This is a genomic window from Pseudarthrobacter sp. LMD1-1-1.1, assembly GCF_040676255.1.
In the GTDB taxonomy this organism is placed as follows: Bacteria; Actinomycetota; Actinomycetes; order Actinomycetales; family Micrococcaceae; genus Arthrobacter.
Genome location: NZ_JBEGHP010000022.1, coordinates 438,309 through 456,929, shown reverse-complemented (window position 1 = coordinate 456,929; position 18,621 = coordinate 438,309). Strand labels below are relative to the sequence as shown.

Annotated in this window: 21 protein-coding genes and 1 riboswitch; of the genes, 20 read left to right on the top strand and 1 reads right to left on the bottom strand. The window is 68.0% G+C overall.

Annotation, left to right across the window (positions count from 1 at the left end):
* The first annotated feature begins 11 nt into the window (after positions 1-11).
* From def to hisF, 12 genes are all read left to right on the top strand, one after another.
* Positions 12-614 carry a peptide deformylase gene (gene def, locus MRBLMD1_RS12645; protein ID WP_307489545.1) on the top strand — a complete coding sequence of 201 codons (603 nt, stop codon included), beginning with the start codon at positions 12-14 and terminating at the stop codon, positions 612-614.
* A complete protein-coding gene (gene fmt, locus MRBLMD1_RS12640; protein WP_364400090.1) occupies positions 611-1,531 on the top strand; it encodes a methionyl-tRNA formyltransferase in 921 nt (306 codons plus the stop codon). The genes def and fmt overlap by 4 nt, the downstream gene beginning before the upstream one ends.
* Positions 1,528-3,159 carry an RsmB/NOP family class I SAM-dependent RNA methyltransferase gene (locus MRBLMD1_RS12635; RefSeq protein WP_364400087.1) on the top strand — a complete coding sequence of 544 codons (1,632 nt, stop codon included), beginning with the start codon at positions 1,528-1,530 and terminating at the stop codon, positions 3,157-3,159. The genes fmt and MRBLMD1_RS12635 overlap by 4 nt, the downstream gene beginning before the upstream one ends.
* A 49-nt stretch (positions 3,160-3,208) precedes the next feature.
* Entirely contained in the window at positions 3,209-3,886 is a 678-nt protein-coding gene (gene rpe, locus MRBLMD1_RS12630; RefSeq protein ID WP_364400084.1) for a ribulose-phosphate 3-epimerase, read from the top strand.
* A gap of 39 nt (positions 3,887-3,925) precedes the next feature.
* Positions 3,926-4,074, top strand: a riboswitch (FMN riboswitch).
* A gap of 171 nt (positions 4,075-4,245) precedes the next feature.
* Positions 4,246-5,385 carry a bifunctional diaminohydroxyphosphoribosylaminopyrimidine deaminase/5-amino-6-(5-phosphoribosylamino)uracil reductase RibD gene (ribD, locus tag MRBLMD1_RS12625; protein WP_364400438.1) on the top strand — a complete coding sequence of 380 codons (1,140 nt, stop codon included), beginning with the start codon at positions 4,246-4,248 and terminating at the stop codon, positions 5,383-5,385.
* The gene (locus MRBLMD1_RS12620; protein ID WP_307489541.1) at positions 5,385-6,047 is read left to right on the top strand and encodes a riboflavin synthase; all 663 of its coding nucleotides are present in this window, start codon (positions 5,385-5,387) and stop codon (positions 6,045-6,047) included. Before ribD ends, MRBLMD1_RS12620 begins: the two co-directional genes overlap by 1 nt.
* The gene (gene ribB / locus MRBLMD1_RS12615; RefSeq protein ID WP_414703688.1) at positions 6,044-6,817 is read left to right on the top strand and encodes a 3,4-dihydroxy-2-butanone-4-phosphate synthase; all 774 of its coding nucleotides are present in this window, start codon (positions 6,044-6,046) and stop codon (positions 6,815-6,817) included. The genes MRBLMD1_RS12620 and ribB overlap by 4 nt, the downstream gene beginning before the upstream one ends.
* Complete coding sequence (gene ribA / locus MRBLMD1_RS12610) at positions 6,814-7,548, top strand: GTP cyclohydrolase II (RefSeq protein ID WP_307489539.1); 735 nt, start codon at positions 6,814-6,816, stop codon at positions 7,546-7,548. The genes ribB and ribA overlap by 4 nt, the downstream gene beginning before the upstream one ends.
* A gap of 33 nt (positions 7,549-7,581) precedes the next feature.
* On the top strand, positions 7,582-8,070 hold the full coding sequence (ribH, locus tag MRBLMD1_RS12605; RefSeq protein WP_018770776.1) for a 6,7-dimethyl-8-ribityllumazine synthase: 489 nt from the start codon (positions 7,582-7,584) through the stop codon (positions 8,068-8,070).
* Positions 8,071-8,174: 104 nt separating this feature from the next.
* Positions 8,175-8,438, top strand: coding sequence for a phosphoribosyl-ATP diphosphatase (locus tag MRBLMD1_RS12600; RefSeq protein ID WP_009358176.1), 264 nt, complete (start codon positions 8,175-8,177; stop codon positions 8,436-8,438).
* A gap of 82 nt (positions 8,439-8,520) precedes the next feature.
* On the top strand, positions 8,521-9,381 hold the full coding sequence (hisG, locus tag MRBLMD1_RS12595) for an ATP phosphoribosyltransferase (protein ID WP_159632138.1): 861 nt from the start codon (positions 8,521-8,523) through the stop codon (positions 9,379-9,381).
* A gap of 40 nt (positions 9,382-9,421) precedes the next feature.
* The gene (gene hisF / locus MRBLMD1_RS12590) at positions 9,422-10,198 is read left to right on the top strand and encodes an imidazole glycerol phosphate synthase subunit HisF (protein ID WP_141160745.1); all 777 of its coding nucleotides are present in this window, start codon (positions 9,422-9,424) and stop codon (positions 10,196-10,198) included.
* Between the two features lie 81 nt (positions 10,199-10,279).
* On the opposite strand, the gene MRBLMD1_RS12585 is transcribed toward hisF, so the two are convergent.
* A complete protein-coding gene (locus MRBLMD1_RS12585; protein ID WP_364400076.1) occupies positions 10,280-10,924 on the bottom strand; it encodes a TIGR03085 family metal-binding protein in 645 nt (214 codons plus the stop codon).
* A gap of 112 nt (positions 10,925-11,036) precedes the next feature.
* Between MRBLMD1_RS12585 and hisI the strand changes: the two genes are divergently transcribed.
* The 8 genes from hisI to lgt all read left to right on the top strand — a co-directional run bounded on the left by hisI (position 11,037) and on the right by lgt (position 18,484).
* The gene (hisI, locus tag MRBLMD1_RS12580; RefSeq protein ID WP_364400073.1) at positions 11,037-11,492 is read left to right on the top strand and encodes a phosphoribosyl-AMP cyclohydrolase; all 456 of its coding nucleotides are present in this window, start codon (positions 11,037-11,039) and stop codon (positions 11,490-11,492) included.
* 114 nt (positions 11,493-11,606) lie between these two features.
* Positions 11,607-13,169: an anthranilate synthase component I gene (locus tag MRBLMD1_RS12575; RefSeq protein WP_224025741.1), complete on the top strand. Its 1,563-nt coding sequence runs from the start codon at positions 11,607-11,609 to the stop codon at positions 13,167-13,169.
* Complete coding sequence (locus tag MRBLMD1_RS12570) at positions 13,169-13,813, top strand: Trp biosynthesis-associated membrane protein (RefSeq protein ID WP_364400069.1); 645 nt, start codon at positions 13,169-13,171, stop codon at positions 13,811-13,813. The genes MRBLMD1_RS12575 and MRBLMD1_RS12570 overlap by 1 nt, the downstream gene beginning before the upstream one ends.
* A gap of 105 nt (positions 13,814-13,918) precedes the next feature.
* Complete coding sequence (locus MRBLMD1_RS12565) at positions 13,919-14,206, top strand: HGxxPAAW family protein (protein WP_141160741.1); 288 nt, start codon at positions 13,919-13,921, stop codon at positions 14,204-14,206.
* On the top strand, positions 14,206-15,027 hold the full coding sequence (trpC, locus tag MRBLMD1_RS12560) for an indole-3-glycerol phosphate synthase TrpC (protein WP_364400065.1): 822 nt from the start codon (positions 14,206-14,208) through the stop codon (positions 15,025-15,027). Before MRBLMD1_RS12565 ends, trpC begins: the two co-directional genes overlap by 1 nt.
* A 122-nt stretch (positions 15,028-15,149) precedes the next feature.
* The gene (trpB, locus tag MRBLMD1_RS12555) at positions 15,150-16,469 is read left to right on the top strand and encodes a tryptophan synthase subunit beta (RefSeq protein WP_159632131.1); all 1,320 of its coding nucleotides are present in this window, start codon (positions 15,150-15,152) and stop codon (positions 16,467-16,469) included.
* On the top strand, positions 16,466-17,314 hold the full coding sequence (trpA, locus tag MRBLMD1_RS12550; RefSeq protein WP_364400061.1) for a tryptophan synthase subunit alpha: 849 nt from the start codon (positions 16,466-16,468) through the stop codon (positions 17,312-17,314). The genes trpB and trpA overlap by 4 nt, the downstream gene beginning before the upstream one ends.
* 3 nt (positions 17,315-17,317) lie before the next feature.
* Positions 17,318-18,484, top strand: coding sequence for a prolipoprotein diacylglyceryl transferase (gene lgt / locus MRBLMD1_RS12545; RefSeq protein ID WP_364400058.1), 1,167 nt, complete (start codon positions 17,318-17,320; stop codon positions 18,482-18,484).
* The last annotated feature ends 137 nt before the right edge of the window (positions 18,485-18,621 follow it).

The window sequence follows — 18,621 nt, the reverse complement described above, 5'->3', positions numbered from 1 at the left end:
ACACCCAGCGCATGGCTATTCTGAATATCCGCATCATCGGCGATCCTGTGCTGCGCACAGTTGCCGATCCCGTGACGGAATTCGGACCCGACCTTGCCAAACTGGTCGCCGACATGACCGAGACCATGGAGGACGTGGAAGGAGCCGGCCTTGCCGCTCCCCAGATCGGCGTCAGCAAGCGCATTTTCACCTACCGGATCGACGGCGTCGAGGGCCACATCATCAATCCTGTCCTGGAGAACAGCGAGGACTACCAGCCGGACCACGTGGAGGGCTGCCTGTCCATCCCGGGCCTGGGCTTCCCGGTCCGCCGTTTCCGCGCCACCCGTGTCACCGGCGTTGACATGCACGGCAACCCGGTCACCATTGACGGCGAGGGGATGCTGGCGCGCTGCTTCCAGCACGAAAACGACCACCTGGACGGCATCCTTTACACGGACCGCCTCGAGGGCGAGGACCGGAAGGCGGCGCTGAGGTCCATCCGCAACGCCAATTACGACGCCGTCGCCGGACGGACCACAGCCAAACGCGCCAAGAGTGTGGGGTCAAGCTTCGGCGGGGCCAGCTTTGGCGGAACCAGCACCCCCGGCTCCAGCTTCGGCGCAGCCGGGTGAGGGTCCTCTTCGCGGGGACACCCGCCGTCGCAGTTCCCTCCCTGGACGCGCTGGTCAACGCCGGCTTCAACGTCGTTGCCGTCCTGACCCGGCCCGACGCGCCGCTGGGCCGGAAACGGGTGCTGACGCCGTCGCCCGTTGCCCAGCGGGCCGCGGAACTGGGCATCGAGGTCATCCGTGCCGCACGCGTCGATGCCGAGGCCATAGCCAGCATCAGCGCGGTGCAGCCGGACGTCGCGGCCATCGTCGCCTATGGCGGACTGGTTCCCCGCGATGCCCTGGGCATTCCGCGGCACGGCTGGGTCAACCTGCACTTCTCCCTGCTGCCCGCCTGGCGCGGGGCGGCGCCGGTCCAGCGGTCCATCATGGCCGGGGACGACGTCACCGGCGCAGTGACGTTCCAGCTTGAGGAAGGCCTGGACACCGGGCCTGTCTTCGGCACCCTGACGGAGTCCGTCAAGCCCCAGGACACCGCGGGTGACCTCCTGGAACGGCTGTCCCACAGCGGCGCGGTCCTGCTGGCCCAGACGCTTTCTGCCATCGATGCCGGAAAAGCAGCGCCGCAGCCACAGGCCGGCGATGTCACGCTGGCGCCGAAGCTGACCCTGGAGGATGGCCACCTGAGCTGGGCGCATCCGGCCCTGGCCATCAGCAGGCAGGCGCGCGGTGTCACCCCCGAGCCCGGTGCGTGGACCGTGCTGGACGGGCAGCGGGTCAAACTTGAGCCGGTGCGGCTGCGGCCGGATGTTTCCGGGCTTGCCCCGGGATCCGTGGCACTGCGGGACAAGGCCGTGCTGGTGGGGACAGGTTCGCACGCGGTGGAACTTACCCGGATCCAGCCCGCCGGGAAAAAGATGATGGCCGCCGCCGACTGGGCGCGCGGTTTGGCTTCACTGGAGAGCGTGGTGTTCGAATGACCGGGTCCGAAGGCAATACGGGCGGACGGGGAAGTGCCGGGGGACGCAGCGGCGCCGGGAAAGGCGGGCAGGGCGGCAGCAGCGGACCTTCCGGCGGCGGCCGTGGCAACGGCGGTCCCCGGGACGCCAGCCGGCGGAACGCCAAGGGGCGGGAACGCAACCGCGGGCCGCAACGGAGCTTCACCGACCAGGCGCCGTCCCAGCGCACCAGGCGTGCAGATCCCGCCCGCCTGGTGGCCTTCGAGGTGCTCCGCGCCGTGGCGGCGGAGGATGCCTACGCCAACCTGGTCCTGCCCGCACGGATCCGGCACCACCACCTGGACAAGCGGGACGCCGGATTCGCCACCGAGCTGAGCTATGGGGCCCTCCGCGGCCAGGGAACCTATGACGCCATCCTGGCGCGGTGCGTGGACCGGCCCCTGGCGCAGCTTGACCCGGCCATCCTCGATGCCCTCCGCATCGGTGCCCACCAACTGCTTGCCATGCGGGTCCCCGCCCACGCTGCACTGGACCAGACCGTGGGGCTGGCCCGCGCCGTGATCGGCGCCGGACCGTCGACGTTGATCAACGCCGTCCTTCGCAAAGTCGCAGCCCGGAGACTGGAGGAATGGCTGGACCTGCTGGTGGAAGGCGAAACCGACGCTACGAAGGTAGCCGCGGTGAGGTACGCCCACCCTGAGTGGATCGTCCGGGCCATGCGCCAGTCCCTCGTAGCCCACGGCCGTTCCGCAGCAGAGATCGACGAACTGCTGGAAGCGGACAACGACGCACCTGTGGTTAACCTCGTAGCCCTGCCCGGCCTGGGCAGCCTGGACGAAGCGCTGGAAAACGGCGCCACCCCCGGGGAACTGGTCGAAGGCTCGGCCCTCTCCAGCGGTGGAGACCTGGGCCGCCTGGCCTCCGTCCGCGCCGGTACCACCAGGGTGCAGGACGTCGGTTCCCAACTGGTGGCCAGGGCCCTGGCCTCGGTGGACCTCGGTGCTCCCGGGGGAGCGGGCGGCGCCGGAAGTGCACCCACGGCCGATGACGCTGAAGCATGGCTTGATCTCTGTGCCGGTCCCGGCGGGAAGGCAGCGCTCCTTGGTGCGCTGGCACACCAGCGGGGCGCCACCCTTCTCGCGAACGAGCCCGCGCCGCACCGGGCCAAGCTGGTCAGCCAGGCCCTGTCCGCCGTTCCACACGACAGCTGGCAGGTCCGCACCGGCGACGGCCGTGAAGTGGGCGGTGAGCAGCCCGGGCGGTATGACCGTGTCCTGGTGGACGTTCCCTGCACGGGCCTGGGAGCATTGCGCCGCAGGCCGGAGTCCCGGTGGCGGCGCTCGCCCAAGGACATTGCGGATCTCGGGCCGCTGCAGCGCGAACTGCTGGCCTCGGCCCTGGCTGCCGTCCGGCCAGGGGGAGTGGTGGCCTACGTGACCTGTTCACCGCATCCCGCCGAGACAACAGCCGTCGTGGAAGACATCCTGCGCAAGCGCCCTGACCTGGAACTCCTCAATGCCGGTGCGGCCCTGGACGCGGTCAGCCTGACCGGGAACCTGGGCGCCGGCCACGAGTCGACGGCGCAGCTCTGGCCCCATATCCACCACACCGACGCGATGTTCCTGGCCCTGATAAAGAAGAAGGCCTGACCGGGCAGAACGCCTGGGTTTTCCACCACGCACCTTGAAAGGCACCCCCGTGACGCAATGCTGCATCAATCCGAGCATCCTCTCCGCCGACTTCGTGAACCTTGAGGCCGAACTACAGCGGATCAGCAATGCCGACGCCGTGCACGTTGACGTCATGGACAACCACTTCGTGCCCAACCTGACCATCGGGTTGCCCGTCGTGCAGCGGATCCAGGCCGTCAGCCCCGTACCGCTTGACGCCCACCTGATGATCGCCGACCCGGACCGCTGGGCGCCTGGTTTCGCGGACGCCGGCCTGGCCTCCGTGACGTTCCACGCCGAAGCTTCCATTGCGCCCATCAAGCTGGCACGGGAACTGCGCAGCAGGGGATCCAAAGCGGGCATGGCCCTGCGCCCGGCAACCCCGGTGGAGCCATACCTTGACATGCTGCCGGAACTCGACATGCTGCTCATCATGACGGTGGAGCCGGGCTTCGGCGGCCAGGCGTTCCTGGACATCACCCTGCCCAAGATCCGCAGGGCCCGCGCGGCCGTGGAAGGCTCCGGGCTGGAGGTGGCCATCCAGGTTGACGGTGGCATCACGGAAGAGACCATTGCCCGGGCCGCCCAGGCCGGGGCGAACATCTTTGTGGCCGGTTCCGCCGTCTACGGTGCCGACGATCCCTCGGCTGCCATCGACCTGCTGCGCGCCAAGGGCAGCCGGACATTACGCGCGGCGACGGAATAACCGGGAGCCCATCCCGGTTGTGGCACAATAACAACACACATACGTGCTCCGGGGTCGGTGTAAGTCCGAACCGGCGGTGACAGTCCGCGACCCGCGCGCCGTTGTTCTCCCAGGAGGGCTCCGGCAAACGGTTGAACCGGTGGAATTCCGGTACCGACAGTTAAAGTCTGGATGAGAGAAGCACGTACAGCTGTATCTGCGCAGCCTTTTGGCTCCGCAGCGTTCTGCTGTCGTATCCCCGGAGCCATCGCGGTTCGACAGGGAAGGAACGACACACGAATGAACCCCCAGCGATGGCTCTTAAACGCCGCAAGCCCTGCCGCTTCAAAGGCAGGCCACACCTCCGCAACGGCAGCCGCATGACGGGCGCCGTAAAGCTTCAGCCCGCCGCCGGGGTGGTCACCGCCTTCAGCGCAGCCGAAACCGCCGCCATGGAGCAGGCCCTCCAGGCAGCGCTGAAAGGCCCCCGCGGCGCGAATCCCCTGGTGGGCGCCGTCGTCGTAGGCGCTGACGGCAAGCAGCTCGTTGCCGGCTACCACCGCGGCGCCGGCACCGCACACGCCGAAGCCGACGCGATTGCCCAGGCCGCCGCCGTCGGACTGGACCTGTCCGGCTGCACCATGGTGGTCACGCTGGAACCCTGCAACCACGTGGGCCGCACCGGACCGTGCACGGAAGCGATCATCGCGGCCGGGATCACCGATGTGGTCTACGCCGTGGACGACCCCCACGATCCCGCTGCCGGGGGCGCGGCAACACTGCGCGCAGCCGGCGTCAGGGTCCGCAGCGGCCTGGGTGCCGACGAGGCGCTGGACCTGAACCGCCAGTGGTTCGAGGCGGTGGCTGCCAAGCGCCCGTTCGTCACCTTGCACATCGCGCAGACCCTGGACGCCCGCATCGCTGCCGAAGACGGCACCAGCCAGTGGATCTCCAGCCCGGAGTCCCTGGCTGACAACCACGGGATCCGCAGCCGCATCGACGCCATCCTGGTGGGCACCCAGACCGTGATGGTGGACAACCCCCGGCTGACCGCCCGGGACGCCGCCGGCAACCCCGCGCCCAAGCAGCCGGTCCGCGCCGTCATGGGTCTCCGCGACATTCCGGAGGGCGCCGCAATCCACGGCGACGATGGCCTTGCCGTCCACCTTCCCACCCGCGACCCGCGCGAAGCCCTGTCCATGCTGTACTCGTCCGGCATCCGGCACGTCATGGTGGAGGGCGGGTCCAGCATCCTCAGCTGCTTCCTGGCGGCAGGCCTGGTTGACGAACTGATCGTTTACCTGGCGCCCACCCTGCTGGGGTCGGGCACCCCCGCACTGAACGGGCTGGGCATCACCAGCCTTCCCGACGCCCAGCAGTGGGAATGGGACGCGTCCGACGGCGGCGCGGTCCGGACGCTGGGCCGGGACCTCAGACTCCACCTCAGACCGCAACGGCACGTTGCACTTGACCACCCACCAACCCGCACAGCCGCGGAGCCAGCCCAGGGAGGCTACTGATGTTTACCGGAATTATTGCCGAGCAGGGGCAGGTGCTGTCCGTCGAGCGCGACGGCACCACCAGCGCCACCGTCCGGCTGCACGCGCCCGCCTCCACCGAGGGCCTGGCACTTGGGGGCTCCATCGCCGTCAACGGGGTCTGCCTCACGGCAACAGCGATTGACGGCAAGGACTTCAGCGTCGACGTCATGGGGGAGACCCTGGTCCGGAGCACCATCGGCGAGCTCACTGCAGGGGACTCCGTCAACCTGGAGCGTTGTGTTCCCGCAGGCGGCCGCCTGGACGGCCACGTGGTGCAAGGCCACGTGGACGGCGTGGGCATCCTGCTCGAACGGGAACCGCAGGGCAACTGGGAGCGGCTGCGCTTCGGCGTCCCCGCCAACCTGGCCCGCTACATCGCCGAGAAAGGCTCCATCGCCATCGACGGCGTCTCCCTCACCGTGACGGCGGTCAGCCCGGCCGCAGAGCAGGAACCCTGGTTCGAAGTGGGCCTGATCCCCACCACCCTCGCCGAAACCGGCCTGGGCACCAAGACCACCGGCAGCCGGGTAAACCTTGAAGTCGACGTCCTGGCCAAATACACCGAACGGCTCCTTGCCTTCAGCAGCGCCGCCGCACCGGCTGGCAGCGGCGAAGCTGCCATTGCGGGAGGTGCACTGTGAACGCAGCAGTACGCCTGGAACCCGCCGTGGCCCATGACCCCGTGACCGGCACCCCGGCATCCGGTGACCCGGTGACCGGCCGGGCATCGTCGGCGCCCGCCCGGGGACTGGACCCCATCGCGGATGCCGTGCGCGCCATGGCCGCCGGGCGTCCGGTGCTGGTGGTCGACAACGAGGACCGCGAAAACGAAGGCGACATCATCTTCGCCGCCCAGCACGCCACGCCCGCGCTGATGGGCTGGACCATCCGGTACAGCTCGGGCGTGATCTGCGTGCCGCTGACCGGGGACCGCGCGGACGCACTGGCACTGCCACCCATGACCGCTGTCAACGAGGACGCGAAGGGCACTGCCTACACCGTCTCCTGCGACGCGGCCGTCGGTGTCAGCACGGGAATCTCCGCAACGGACCGCGCCCTGACCGCGCGCATTCTGGCGGACCCGCAGGCCGGTCCGGCATCCGTGACCCGGCCGGGGCATATTTTCCCGCTCCGTGCAGTTGACGGAGGTGTGCGGGAACGCCAGGGCCACACCGAGGCCGCGGTGGACCTGTGCCGCCTGGCGGGCCTTGAGCCCGTCGGGGTGATCGCGGAAGTGGTGTACGACGACGGCGAAATGATGCGCCTGGACGGGCTCCGTTCGTTCGCAGCTGAACATGGGTGCCCCCTCATCTCCATCGAGGACCTGGTGGCGTATCTTGAAGCCGGGGCCGGGGGCGCCCCGGATGAGGATGCCCGGGCGGTTCCGGGTGAAGAAAAGGAGAAACGATGACGGCAGCGGCAGCCAGCGACGACAGCCAGCACAACGGTCACCGGAAGCCCCACGCGGTGTCCGGTGACGCGCCCCATCCCGTCAGCGGAGGGCCCGTGGTGCAACTGCCCACCGCCTTTGGCGACTTCGTGGCGCAGGCGTGGACGGACCTCGTGACAGGCGTGGAGCATCTGGCTGTCAGTTCCCCCAATGCTCCCACCGACGGAAAAGCTCCCCTTGTCCGGCTGCATTCCGAGTGCCTCACCGGGGATGTTTTTGGTTCCTACCGGTGCGACTGCGGGGAACAGCTCGCCTTCGCGCTGGAGCTGATCCGGGACAACGGCGGAACCCTGCTCTATCTCCGCGGCCAGGAAGGCCGCGGCATCGGCCTGGCCAACAAGATCAAGGCCTATGCGCTGCAGGAAGCGGGCTTTGACACCGTTGAAGCCAACGAGCAGCTGGGCCTTCCCGTTGATGCCCGCTGCTACAAGGCCGCGGCGCAGATCCTCGCGGAGATGGGCCTGCATGAAGTACGGCTGCTGAGCAACAACCCGGACAAGCAGAACAGGCTGGCCAAGGCCGGGGTGACGGTGGTGGAAATGGTTCCCACGGAGGTGCCCTCCCGCGAACAGAACATCCGGTACCTGCGCACCAAGAAGGACCGCATGGAACACCGGCTGCTGCTGGACACCCAGGTGGCTCCCGTGCCTGTGACGGCCCCCGAAACCCCCTACGACCACGAACAAGACTGACGTCTTCACGAACGAACGGAACACAGGAAACCCATGAGCGGACACGGCGCCCCCGACATCGACCTCAGCACCCTCAACCCGGCTGAAACCTCGCAGCTGAAGCTGGCCATCATTGCAGCCAGCTGGCACACGCAGATCATGGATGGCCTCCTGGACGGTGCACTCCGCGCCGCCAAGGATGCCGGGATCGCCGAGCCCACCGTGCTCCGGGTTCCGGGCAGCTTCGAACTTCCCGTTGCCGCCGCGCGGCTGGCACCGCACTTTGACGCCGTGGTGGCCCTCGGCGTCGTGATCCGCGGCGGCACGCCGCACTTCGACTACGTCTGCCAGGCCGCGACGTCGGGCCTCACCGACGTCAGCGTCTCCACCGGCGTGCCGGTGGGCTTCGGCGTGCTCACCTGCGACAACGAACAGCAGGGCCTGGACCGCGCCGGCCTGCCCGGCTCCAAGGAAGACAAGGGCCACGAGGCCGTCACCGCGGCACTGGCCACCGCCGTCGTCCTCAAGCAGTACCGGAGCTAAGCGGCACTCCGCTGCACGGGCGCGGTGTGTATTCCCTCACATCGCGCCCGTCATGCAACCGCCCGGGAAGCGCCCCCACGGCCGCAGCAAGTAGGCTGGAGGGCGTGAAGAATTTCGAGACGCTGTTCGCTGAGCTCAGCGAGAAGGCAGCCACCCGCCCGGAAGGCTCCCGCACCGTCGCTGAATTGGAGTCCGGTGTTCACGGCATCGGCAAAAAAGTCGTTGAGGAAGCAGCCGAAGTATGGATGGCTGCCGAATATGAATCCGATGAAGCTGCGGCCGAGGAAATCTCCCAGCTGTTGTACCACCTGCAGGTTCTGATGCTCGCAAAAGGCCTGACCCTGGAAGACGTCTACAAGCATCTGTAGCCACCGGCCGGCGCTTTGCCGCCGGCCTCCTGTGGCCTGCATTGCCTGAAAACCCAGACCTTCCACCCAGAAAGAATTTCCCATGCTGCGAGTAGCCGTCCCCAACAAGGGCTCCCTGTCCGAAGCCGCCTCCGCCATGCTCTCCGAAGCCGGATACCGCCAGCGGCGCGACAGCCGCGAGCTGGTCATGGTTGATCCCGACAACGACATTGAGTTCTTCTTCCTCCGCCCCCGCGACATCGCGGTGTACGTGGGCCGGGGAACGCTCGACGTCGGCATCACCGGCCGCGACCTGCTGCTGGACGCCGAGGTGGAAGCGGAAGAACTGCTTCCGCTGGGCTTCGCCGCCTCCACGTTCCGCTTTGCGGGCCCGGTGGGCGATTTCAGTTCCGCCGCCGAACTCGAAGGCAAGCGTCTTGCCACCAGCTACGACGGACTGCTGCGCAACTACCTGGCAGAACGGGGCATCAATGCCAAGGTGGTCCGGCTCGACGGCGCCGTTGAATCCTCCGTGCGGCTCGGCGTTGCGGACGCCATCGCCGACGTCGTGGAAACCGGCAACACCCTCAAGGCCGCCGGCATGGAAATTTTCGGCGAACCCATCCTCAAATCCGAAGCCGTCCTGATCCGTCGCACCGGCGCCGGCGGAGCCGCCAACGGCACGGCCAAGGAGATCGAGGTCCTCATCCGCCGCCTCCAGGGCGTCCTGGTGGCGCGCCAGTACGTCCTGATGGACTACGACATCCGCAAGGAACTCGTGGAGAAGGCCGCCAGCCTGACTCCCGGCCTCGAATCGCCCACCGTCTCCCCGCTGCGGGACTCCGACTGGGTAGCCGTCCGGTCCATGGTGCCCAAAAAGGAAACCAACCGGATCATGGATGAACTCTACGACCTGGGCGCCCGCGCCATCCTGGTCAGCAGCATCCACGCCTGCCGCATCTGATCACCGGCTTCCCCAGCACCACCGAATACCAGGAGTTCCCATGGCAGTAGCAGTACGGGTCATTCCCTGCCTTGATGTCGACGCCGGGCGCGTCGTCAAGGGCGTCAACTTCGAGGGCCTCCGCGATGCCGGCGACCCCGTGGAACTCGCCCACCGCTACGACAACGCAGGCGCCGACGAACTGACCTTCCTCGACGTCACCGCGTCGTCCGGCAACCGGGAGACCACGTTCGACGTCGTCCGGCGCACCGCCGAGGAAGTCTTCATCCCGCTCACCGTTGGCGGCGGCGTCCGTGGGGTGGCCGAGGTGGACAAGCTCCTGCGCTACGGCGCGGACAAAGCCTCCATCAACACCGCGGCCGTGGCGCGCCCGGACGTCATCGACGAGATCACCCGGCATTTCGGTTCCCAGGTGCTGGTCCTGTCCGTCGACGCCCGCCGGACGCGCCCGGGATCCCAGCCCACGCCGTCGGGCTTCGAAGTGACCACCCACGGCGGCCGCACCGGCACCGGGATCGACGCCATCGAATGGGCCCGGGAAGCAGCCGACCGTGGCGTCGGGGAGATCCTGCTGAACTCCATCGATGCCGACGGCACCAAGGACGGCTTCGACCTCGAACTCATCAAGCTGGTCCGGGCCGCCGTCAGGGTCCCCATCATCGCCTCCGGCGGTGCCGGTGAGCCGGCGCACTTCCCGCCCGCCGTCGCGGCCGGCGCGGACGCCGTCCTGGCTGCGTCAATCTTCCACTGGGGGCCGGACAACATGATGTCCCAGGTCAAGGACGCCATCCGCGAAGCGGGTTTCGAGGTCCGCTGACCTGTCTGCCCACCCAACTAAGTAGCGCTAAGTGCCGTTATGAGCCCTCATAACGGCACTTAGCGCTACTTAGTTGGGAAGTCAGAGCCCTACTTCGGCTGACTGGAGGAGGGCGACGGCGTCCGGCTGGCCTTCGAACGTAACCAGGGCGTGGCGGGTGCGGCCGTGGGCGTGCATCAGCAGTTCGCCCGGCTCGCCGACGATGGCCACCGAAACAGGCGCACGCTTGGCCACGTGCCTCGGCCCGGACGGGCGGACCAGGACAATGCCAAGGTCCACGCCGCGGTAGAGGATGGCGGCGCGTTTGACCAGTTCGTCCCAGAGCGCGTCCGAGTAAGCCTCGTCCAGTGCCCGGGGCGCCCACCGGTCCACGGCGCGCCGGACGTCCTCCGTGTGCACGAAGTACTCGATCAGGTTGGCGCTTTCGTCCAGCGCCCGGATGCTCATCGGGGAGAGGGCCGGCGGCCCGGCGCGGAAGGTGTTCACCAGCCGGGCGTAGTCCTCGTTGGTGGTGAGCCTGGCGGCCAGCTTTGCGGTGGCCTGGTCCGAGGCCTTGGCCAGGCGCTTGATGATCAAACCGAGCCCGACGGCGGCCTTCCGCTCGCGCAGGTAAAGGTGCGCGGCAAGGTCCCTGGTACGCCAGCCCTTGCACAGCGTGGGCGCATCAGGGCCGGCCGCAAGCAGGGTTTCGGCCAGGACTTCTCGGGACGGTTCGACGAAATGCATCACTTGTGAAACTAGCACGAGTGGTGTGGAGATGGGCAGCACTGCGGCGGCCGGTGGCGTGCCGTTGTTCACAACAGGAGACCGGCCCGGGGAAGGCACTAGACTTGACCCGATGTCTGAGCAGCCAACCCCCGTCCAAACCGCAGGATCCGCCGTGTCCGCGCCCGTGCAGTCCGTGCCGGCGCCGTCCGTTGAATCCGTCCCGCCGGCAAGCCCGCTTCCCGAGGAGGTGGCCGCCGCGCTCAAGCGCGACGGTGCAGGCCTGGTGGCCGCTGTGGTGCAGCAGTACGACACGAACGAAGTGCTCATGCTTGGCTGGATGGACGACGAAGCCCTCCACCGCACCATGACCACCGGCCGCGTGACGTTCTACTCCCGCTCCCGCCAGGAGTACTGGCGCAAGGGGGACACCTCGGGGCACGTCCAGTGGGTCAAATCCGTGGCCATGGACTGCGACGGCGACGCACTGCTGGTGCGCGTCGACCAGGTGGGCGCTGCCTGCCACACCGGCACCCGGACCTGCTTCGACGGCAGGGACCTCGACGTGGTGGCCGGCCAGGCAGGGTAGGCGGCAGCCGCAGCCCGGCCGGCGTTTCCACCCGGCGGCGGCCATCCCAGCAAAGCACAACCAAGGTGCCGGCGACGCCGGCCCTTTTTGAAGAACAGGCGGACAAGCACAGCCATGCAGGACCTCGGAACCATCAGCCCAAGCCTTGAGGAGTTCCGGGAACTCGCCGGCCACAGCCGGGTCATTCCCGTCCGGCTCAAGGTCCTCGCCGACGCCGAAACCCCCATCGGCCTGTACCGGAAGCTGGCCCAGGGGCAGCCCGGCACCTTCCTCATGGAATCGGCTGCCGTGGGCGGAGCCTGGTCACGCTACTCCTTCATCGGTGCCAGGTCCCGCGCCACGCTCACCACCAAGGACGGCCAGGCGCACTGGCTGGGCGAGCCGCCCGCCGGGGTGCCGGTCAGCGGCAGTCCGGTGGACGCCATCCGCGACACCATCGACGCCCTGCGCACGGACCGCTTCGAGGGACTGCCGCCGTTCACCTCCGGCCTGGTGGGCTTCCTCGGCTGGGAAACCGTCCGGCACTGGGAGCGTCTGGTCAGTCCGCCGGAGGACGATCTGCACCTGCCCGAGATGGCCCTGAACCTGGTCACGGACATGGCGGTGCACGACAACGTGGACGGCACGGTCCTGTTGATCGCCAACGCCATCAACTTCGATAACAGCTCCGAGCGCGTCGATGAGGCCTGGCACGATGCCGTGGCCCGGGTCAAGGAACTCCTGGCCAGGATCAGCGCCCCCGTGGTGCAGCCTGTGTCCGTGCTGGCACCTGCTGCCCTGGACTTCGCCTCGAGCGTCCAGGAACGCTGGGATGAAGCCGAATACCTGGCGGCCCTGGACCGTGGCAAGGAAGCCATTGTCGACGGCGAAGTCTTCCAGGTGGTGATCTCGCGCCGCTTCGAGATGGAGTGCAAGGCATCCGCCTTGGACGTCTACCGCGTGCTCCGTAACACCAACCCCAGCCCGTACATGTATATCTTCAGCCTCGAAGACGCCGAGGGCCGCGAATACTCCATCGTCGGGTCCTCCCCGGAAGCGCTGGTGACGGTCACGGGCGAGGAAGTCATCACCCACCCCATCGCCGGTTCCCGCCCCCGCGGCAAGACGGTCGAAGCGGACAAGGCCCTGGCCGAGGAACTGCTGGCGGACCAGAAGGAACGCGCCGAGCACCTGATGCTGGTGGACCTGTCCCGCAACGACCTCTCCAAGGTCTGCGTTGCCGGCACGGTGGATGTCACCCAGTTCATGGAGGTGGAGCGCTTCAGCCACATCATGCACCTGGTATCCACCGTGGTGGGCAAGCTCGCCCCGCAGGCCAAGGCTTACGACGTCCTGAAGGCCACGTTCCCGGCCGGCACGCTCTCCGGAGCCCCCAAGCCCAGGGCGCTGCGCCTCCTGGATGAACTGGAACCGCACCGCCGCGGCATCTACGGCGGCGTGGTGGGCTACCTCGACTTCGCCGGGGACATGGACATGGCCATCGCCATCAGGTCCGCGCTGCTCCGGGAGGGGCGCGCCTACGTCCAGGCCGGCGGCGGGATCGTGGCGGACTCGGTGAACCCCACCGAGGCCATGGAAACCGTCAACAAGGCTGCCGCCCCGCTGCGCGCAGTCCACACCGCCGGATCGCTGCACAACATTTCGGCGGAATCCCTGCCCGGCGGGACGGATTCCTGATGCCGGATTCTGGAGTAACTGCGGGCAAGGCAGGGAAGGCGCGGAAGAACCGCAGCACGCCGGTGTGGGCACGCAAGTCGACGCTGGTGATGCTGATCGCCCTCCTCGCGCTGGCCGCCTTCGGCACCACCACCCAGACCTGGATGACTGCCACCCTGGACCCCAACCAGGTGGGCCAGGCTGCCGCCACCCAAAGTGCCATCCAGGTGCAGGGCAGCAAGGCCGCCACCACCGTCACGGCCCTGGCCCTGGTGGCCCTTGCCGGGGGACTGGCAGCTGCCATCGCCGGCAGGATCGCACGGTGGGTCATCACCGCCATCATCGTCCTGGCCTCAGCCGGCGTGGTCACCGCCGCGGCAACGGTCCTGGCGGACCCGCTCTCGGCCGCGCAGGGAACTATTGCAGGCGCCACCGGTATCTCCGGCAGCCAGGCGCACGTGGAGCTCACCCCCTTTCCGGTCCTCGCCGTCGTCGCCGGCTGCCTCCTGGCGCTGGCAGCCCTCCTGATCCTGCCGGCGTCCCGCTACTGGAAGACGCGCACCAAATATGACGCGCCCGGTGCCGCGGGTACCGCTGCAGCGGCGGGACCGGTGGACGAGATTGACAGCTGGGACCGGCTTTCCCGCGGCGAGGACCCGACCTAAGGCCTGCGGCCACCACCGCCGGCGCGGGCGTCGGGCCCAGCGGTACGCGGTCGGCGGCCAAAAAATGGCAGAATGTAAGCAGTATCCACCCTGAGGAGATTTTCCATGAGCAAAGCACCTGCGTCCGTTTCCAAGTCCGGCACCCGCCAGGTCGCCCCGGGCGCCATTGACCACAGCCAGGAACTGGGCCACGGCAACAGCCCGGCAGCATGGACCTGCGTCATCGTCATGCTCGTCGGCGCGCTCATCGCAGCCATCGCCTTCGTCATCGCCAGCACCCCCATCTTCATCGGCGGCGCCGTCGTCATGGTCATCGGCCTGATCCTCGGTTACGTCATGCGCAAGGCAGGCTACGGCGTCGAAGGCAGCAAGCTGAAGAACTCCGGCCACTGATGGCGACTGTTCTCGACGACATCAACGCCGGTGTCAGGGAGGATATGGAGGCCAGGAAGCGGCTCGTTTCCCTGGCTGAGCTGAAGGACCTGGCCCAGGCAGCGGCACCCGCCCGCGACGCCTGGGCGGCCCTCGGCGGAACCTCCCCAACGCGGGAACAGCTGAAAGTCATCGCCGAAATCAAGCGCCGGAGCCCCTCCAAGGGCGATCTCGCCAGCATCGGGGATCCCGCGTCGCTCGCCCGGCAGTACGCCGACGGCGGTGCCTCCGTCATCAGCGTCCTCACCGAACAGCGCCGCTTCAACGGGTCCCTGGCCGACCTTGACGCCGTGCGCGCCGCCGTCGACATCCCGCTGCTGCGCAAGGACTTCACGCTCGACGAGTACCAGATCTGGGAGGCCCGTGCCCACGGTGCCGACCTCATCCTGCTCATCGTGGCCGCGCTTTCCGACTCCCAGCTCACGGAGTTCAGCGCCCTCAGCCGCGAGCTCGGCATGAACGTGCTGGTGGAGACGCACACGGAGGAAGAAATCGAGCGGGCCGTCGCGGCCAACGCCCGGATCATCGGCGTCAACGTGCGCAACCTGAAGACGCTCGACGTCGACCGTTCCGTTTTTGCCTCCCTGGCAGGAATGATCCCCGCCGAGGCCGTCGTGGTTGCCGAATCAGGCGTCCGCGACGCGGACGACGTCACGCATTACGCCGCCAGCGGCGCCAACGCCATACTGGTGGGCGAGGCCCTGGTAAGCCACGCCACGCCGCGGGAACGCATCGCCGAGTTCACTGCCGCCGGCGCCGCCGCCATCGCTGCCCGCAGCTAAGGCACGCACCATCGAGCCTCCTGCGGGGCAGCAGCACGCTGGCCCGCGGGACAGGCACCCGTTCCGGCCCGGTACCGGAACTGCACACTTTTTGACCACCAACTTCGAACAGGACAGGACTGATGGCTGAAGCACCCTCAGGAAACGCTGACAACACCACCGCGGAAGCATTCCTGCAGGGGGGATCCCTCCGCCACGCCCCGGGGCCGTACTTCGGCAACTACGGCGGCCGATGGATGCCCGAGTCCCTCATCGCCGCCCTGGACGAACTTGAAGAGACCTTCAACAAGGCCAAGGACGACCCCGAGTTCCGGGCCCAGATCGCGGACCTGAACAAGAACTACTCCGGCCGCCCGTCCCTGCTCACGGAAGCCAAGCGGTTCTCCCAGCACGCCGGGGGAGTACGGGTGTTCCTCAAGCGCGAGGACCTCAACCACACTGGCTCGCACAAGATCAACAACGTCCTGGGCCAGGCCCTGCTCGCCAAGCGCATGGGCAAGACCCGCATCATCGCCGAGACCGGCGCCGGCCAGCACGGCGTGGCCAGTGCCACCGCCGCCGCCCTCATGGGCCTGGAGTGCGTGGTGTACATGGGTGCCGAGGACTGCCGCCGCCAGGCGCTGAACGTTGCCCGCATGGAGCTGCTGGGGGCCAAGGTCATTCCCGTGACCAGCGGGTCCCAGACCCTCAAGGACGCCATCAACGATGCCCTCCGGGACTGGGTAGCCAACGTTTCCACCACCCACTACCTGCTGGGCACCGCCGCCGGAGCCCACCCGTTCCCCGCGATGGTCCGCTACTTCCACGAGGTCATCGGCGAGGAAGCCCGTGCCCAGATCCTCGAGCAGGAGGGCAGGCTTCCGGACGCTGTCTGCGCCTGCATTGGCGGCGGCTCCAACGCCATCGGCATCTTCCACGGGTTCCTGGATGATCCCAGCGTGAAGATCTACGGGTTCGAGGCCGGCGGCGAAGGCGTGGAGACCGGCCGGCACGCCGCCACCATTACCCTGGGCAAGCCCGGGGTGCTCCATGGTGCACGCTCCTACCTGATGCAGGACGACGACGGGCAGACCATCGAGTCGCACTCGATCTCCGCCGGACTGGACTACCCCGGGGTCGGCCCGGAGCACTCCTACCTGGCCGATATCGGGCGGGTCAGCTACGAGCCCATCACCGACGGCGAAGCGATGGACGCCTTCCGGCTCCTGTGCCGCACCGAGGGCATCATCCCCGCCATCGAGTCCTCGCATGCGCTGGCCGGAGCCATCAAGGTGGGCCAGCGGCTTGCCGCCGAGGACGCCGCTTCCGCCGGTGAAAAGATCATCATCGTCAACCTGTCCGGACGCGGTGACAAGGACGTGGCCACCGCCGCCGAATGGTTTGACCTGTTGGACAAAAATTCCGCCGAATCGGAAATCGGCAAAGAGGGGGAGCAGCTGTGAGCAGCGCAGACATCGCCAATCAGGCAGAAACGGCCAGCAAGTCGGCAGCAGCGATCGACAGGGCCCGTTCTCAGGGGCGCTCGGCGCTCATCGGCTACCTTCCCGCCGGCTACCCCAGCGTGGAGGAAACCATCGCCGCAGGCATCGCCCTGGCGGAGAACGGAGCCGACCTGATCGAAATCGGCATCCCCTACTCGGATCCGGTCATGGACGGACAGGTCATCCAGGCCGCCACCACCGAGGCCCTGGCCAAGGGCTTCCACGTCAGCCAGGTGTTCGACGTCGTCGCCGGCATCACCAGCAAGACCGATGCTGCCGTCCTGGTCATGACCTACTGGAACCCCGTGGTCCGCATGGGCGTGGATGAGTTCTCGCGCCGGCTCGCCGAAGCCGGCGGCGCAGGGCTCATCACCCCGGACCTCATTCCGGACGAAGCCGCCGAATGGATGGCAGCCTCTGACAAGTACGGCCTGGACCGGGTGTTCCTGGTGGCACCGTCCTCGACGCCGGAGCGCATGCAGCGCACCGTGGACGCGAGCCGCGGGTTCGTCTACGCCGTATCCATCATGGGGGTGACGGGCGCACGGACATCCGTCAGCACGGCCGCCAAGGATGTTGTGGCGGCAGCGCACGGTGCAGGCGCCGAACGCGTCTGCGTGGGGCTTGGCGTCTCCACCGCTGACCAGGTCCGCGAAATCGCAGCCTACGCGGAAGGCGTCATCGTGGGCACGGCCCTGGTGGCCGCCCTCCGCGACGGGGGAGTGGACGCCGTCGGCGCCCTCACCAAGGACCTCGCCACCGGGCTGACCCGGGAATCCGGCCTCACGCAGGAAACCGGGGCGTAGCCAATGCAGCTGCTCCTTCAGGCAACCGCCCTGGCACCCACGTTGGTGTCCGCCAGCATCCCCAGCCCGGACTGGTCCGGCTTCGACATCCCCCTCCCGTGGGGCAGCCTGCGGATCCACGCCTACGCGCTGTGCATCCTGGCCGGCATCGTCGTAGGCCTGTGGCTGACGTCCGTCCGCTGGGCCAAGCGTGGTGCCCCTGAAGGCAGCGTCTGGGACATCGTCATCTGGGCCATCCCCTTTGGCATCATCGGCGGCCGGCTTTACCACGTGGTCTCATCCCCGGACGCCTACTTCGGCCCCGGCTTCGACGGCACCGGAGACCTCTCCCTGATCCCGCAGATCCAGCGGGGTGGCCTGGGAATCTGGGGCGCCGTCGTGCTCGGTGCGGTGGGTGCCTGGATCGGGTGCCGCCGCAGCGGCGTCAAGCTGAGCGCCTTCGTCGATGCCGCAGCGCCGGGACTGCTCCTGGCACAGGCCATTGGCCGGTGGGGCAACTACTTCAACCAGGAACTATTCGGCGGCCCCACCACCCTGCCGTGGGGCCTGCAGATTGACGCGAACAACCCCAACTTTCCGGCCGGCATGCCCGCCGACACCCTCTTCCACCCCACGTTCCTTTACGAGTCGCTGTGGAACCTGGCCGGCGTCCTGATACTGCTGGCCCTGGACCGGCGCTTCACCTTCCGCCGGAGCAGGCTCTTCTGGCTGTACGCCATGTACTACACGCTGGGCCGCGTCTGGATTGAAGCGATGCGCATCGACGATGCCGAACAGATCAGCATCCTTGGCATCACCACCAGGCTCAACGTCTGGACCAGCATCTTTGTGTTCCTGGCAGCCCTAACCGCCTTCATTCTGCTGGGCCTCAAGGGCCGGCCGGATCCTGACACCGTGTACCTTGCGGGCCGCGAACCGGACAAGGCCGTGACAACGGGACCACATGCCGGGACAGTCACAGAGGTCCGTGATCCGGACAATGTTGTCTCAGATAGTGATTCGCGTGGTAATCTCCCTGATAACCACAGCGGTTCCAGGCATGCTTCCGACCCCACGGAAGAAGCCGAGGCGGCACCGGCCGGCCGAAAGCCCGGAGCGGATGCGACGGCTGCCGGACACTCCGGCAGTACAGCCACGGAACCCGCACCGGAGGCCGGCACCGGCAAGTAGGGCGCCGGCCAGGCAGGGCAGTAGAGCCACCGCTCGAAGAGCCCGAAACCACAACGTCGTGGCATGGGGCACCGTCCGTACAGCGTGAAGCTGCTGTCCGGTGTTGCCCCGGGCAGGGGCCTGCGTAACCGTTAGTT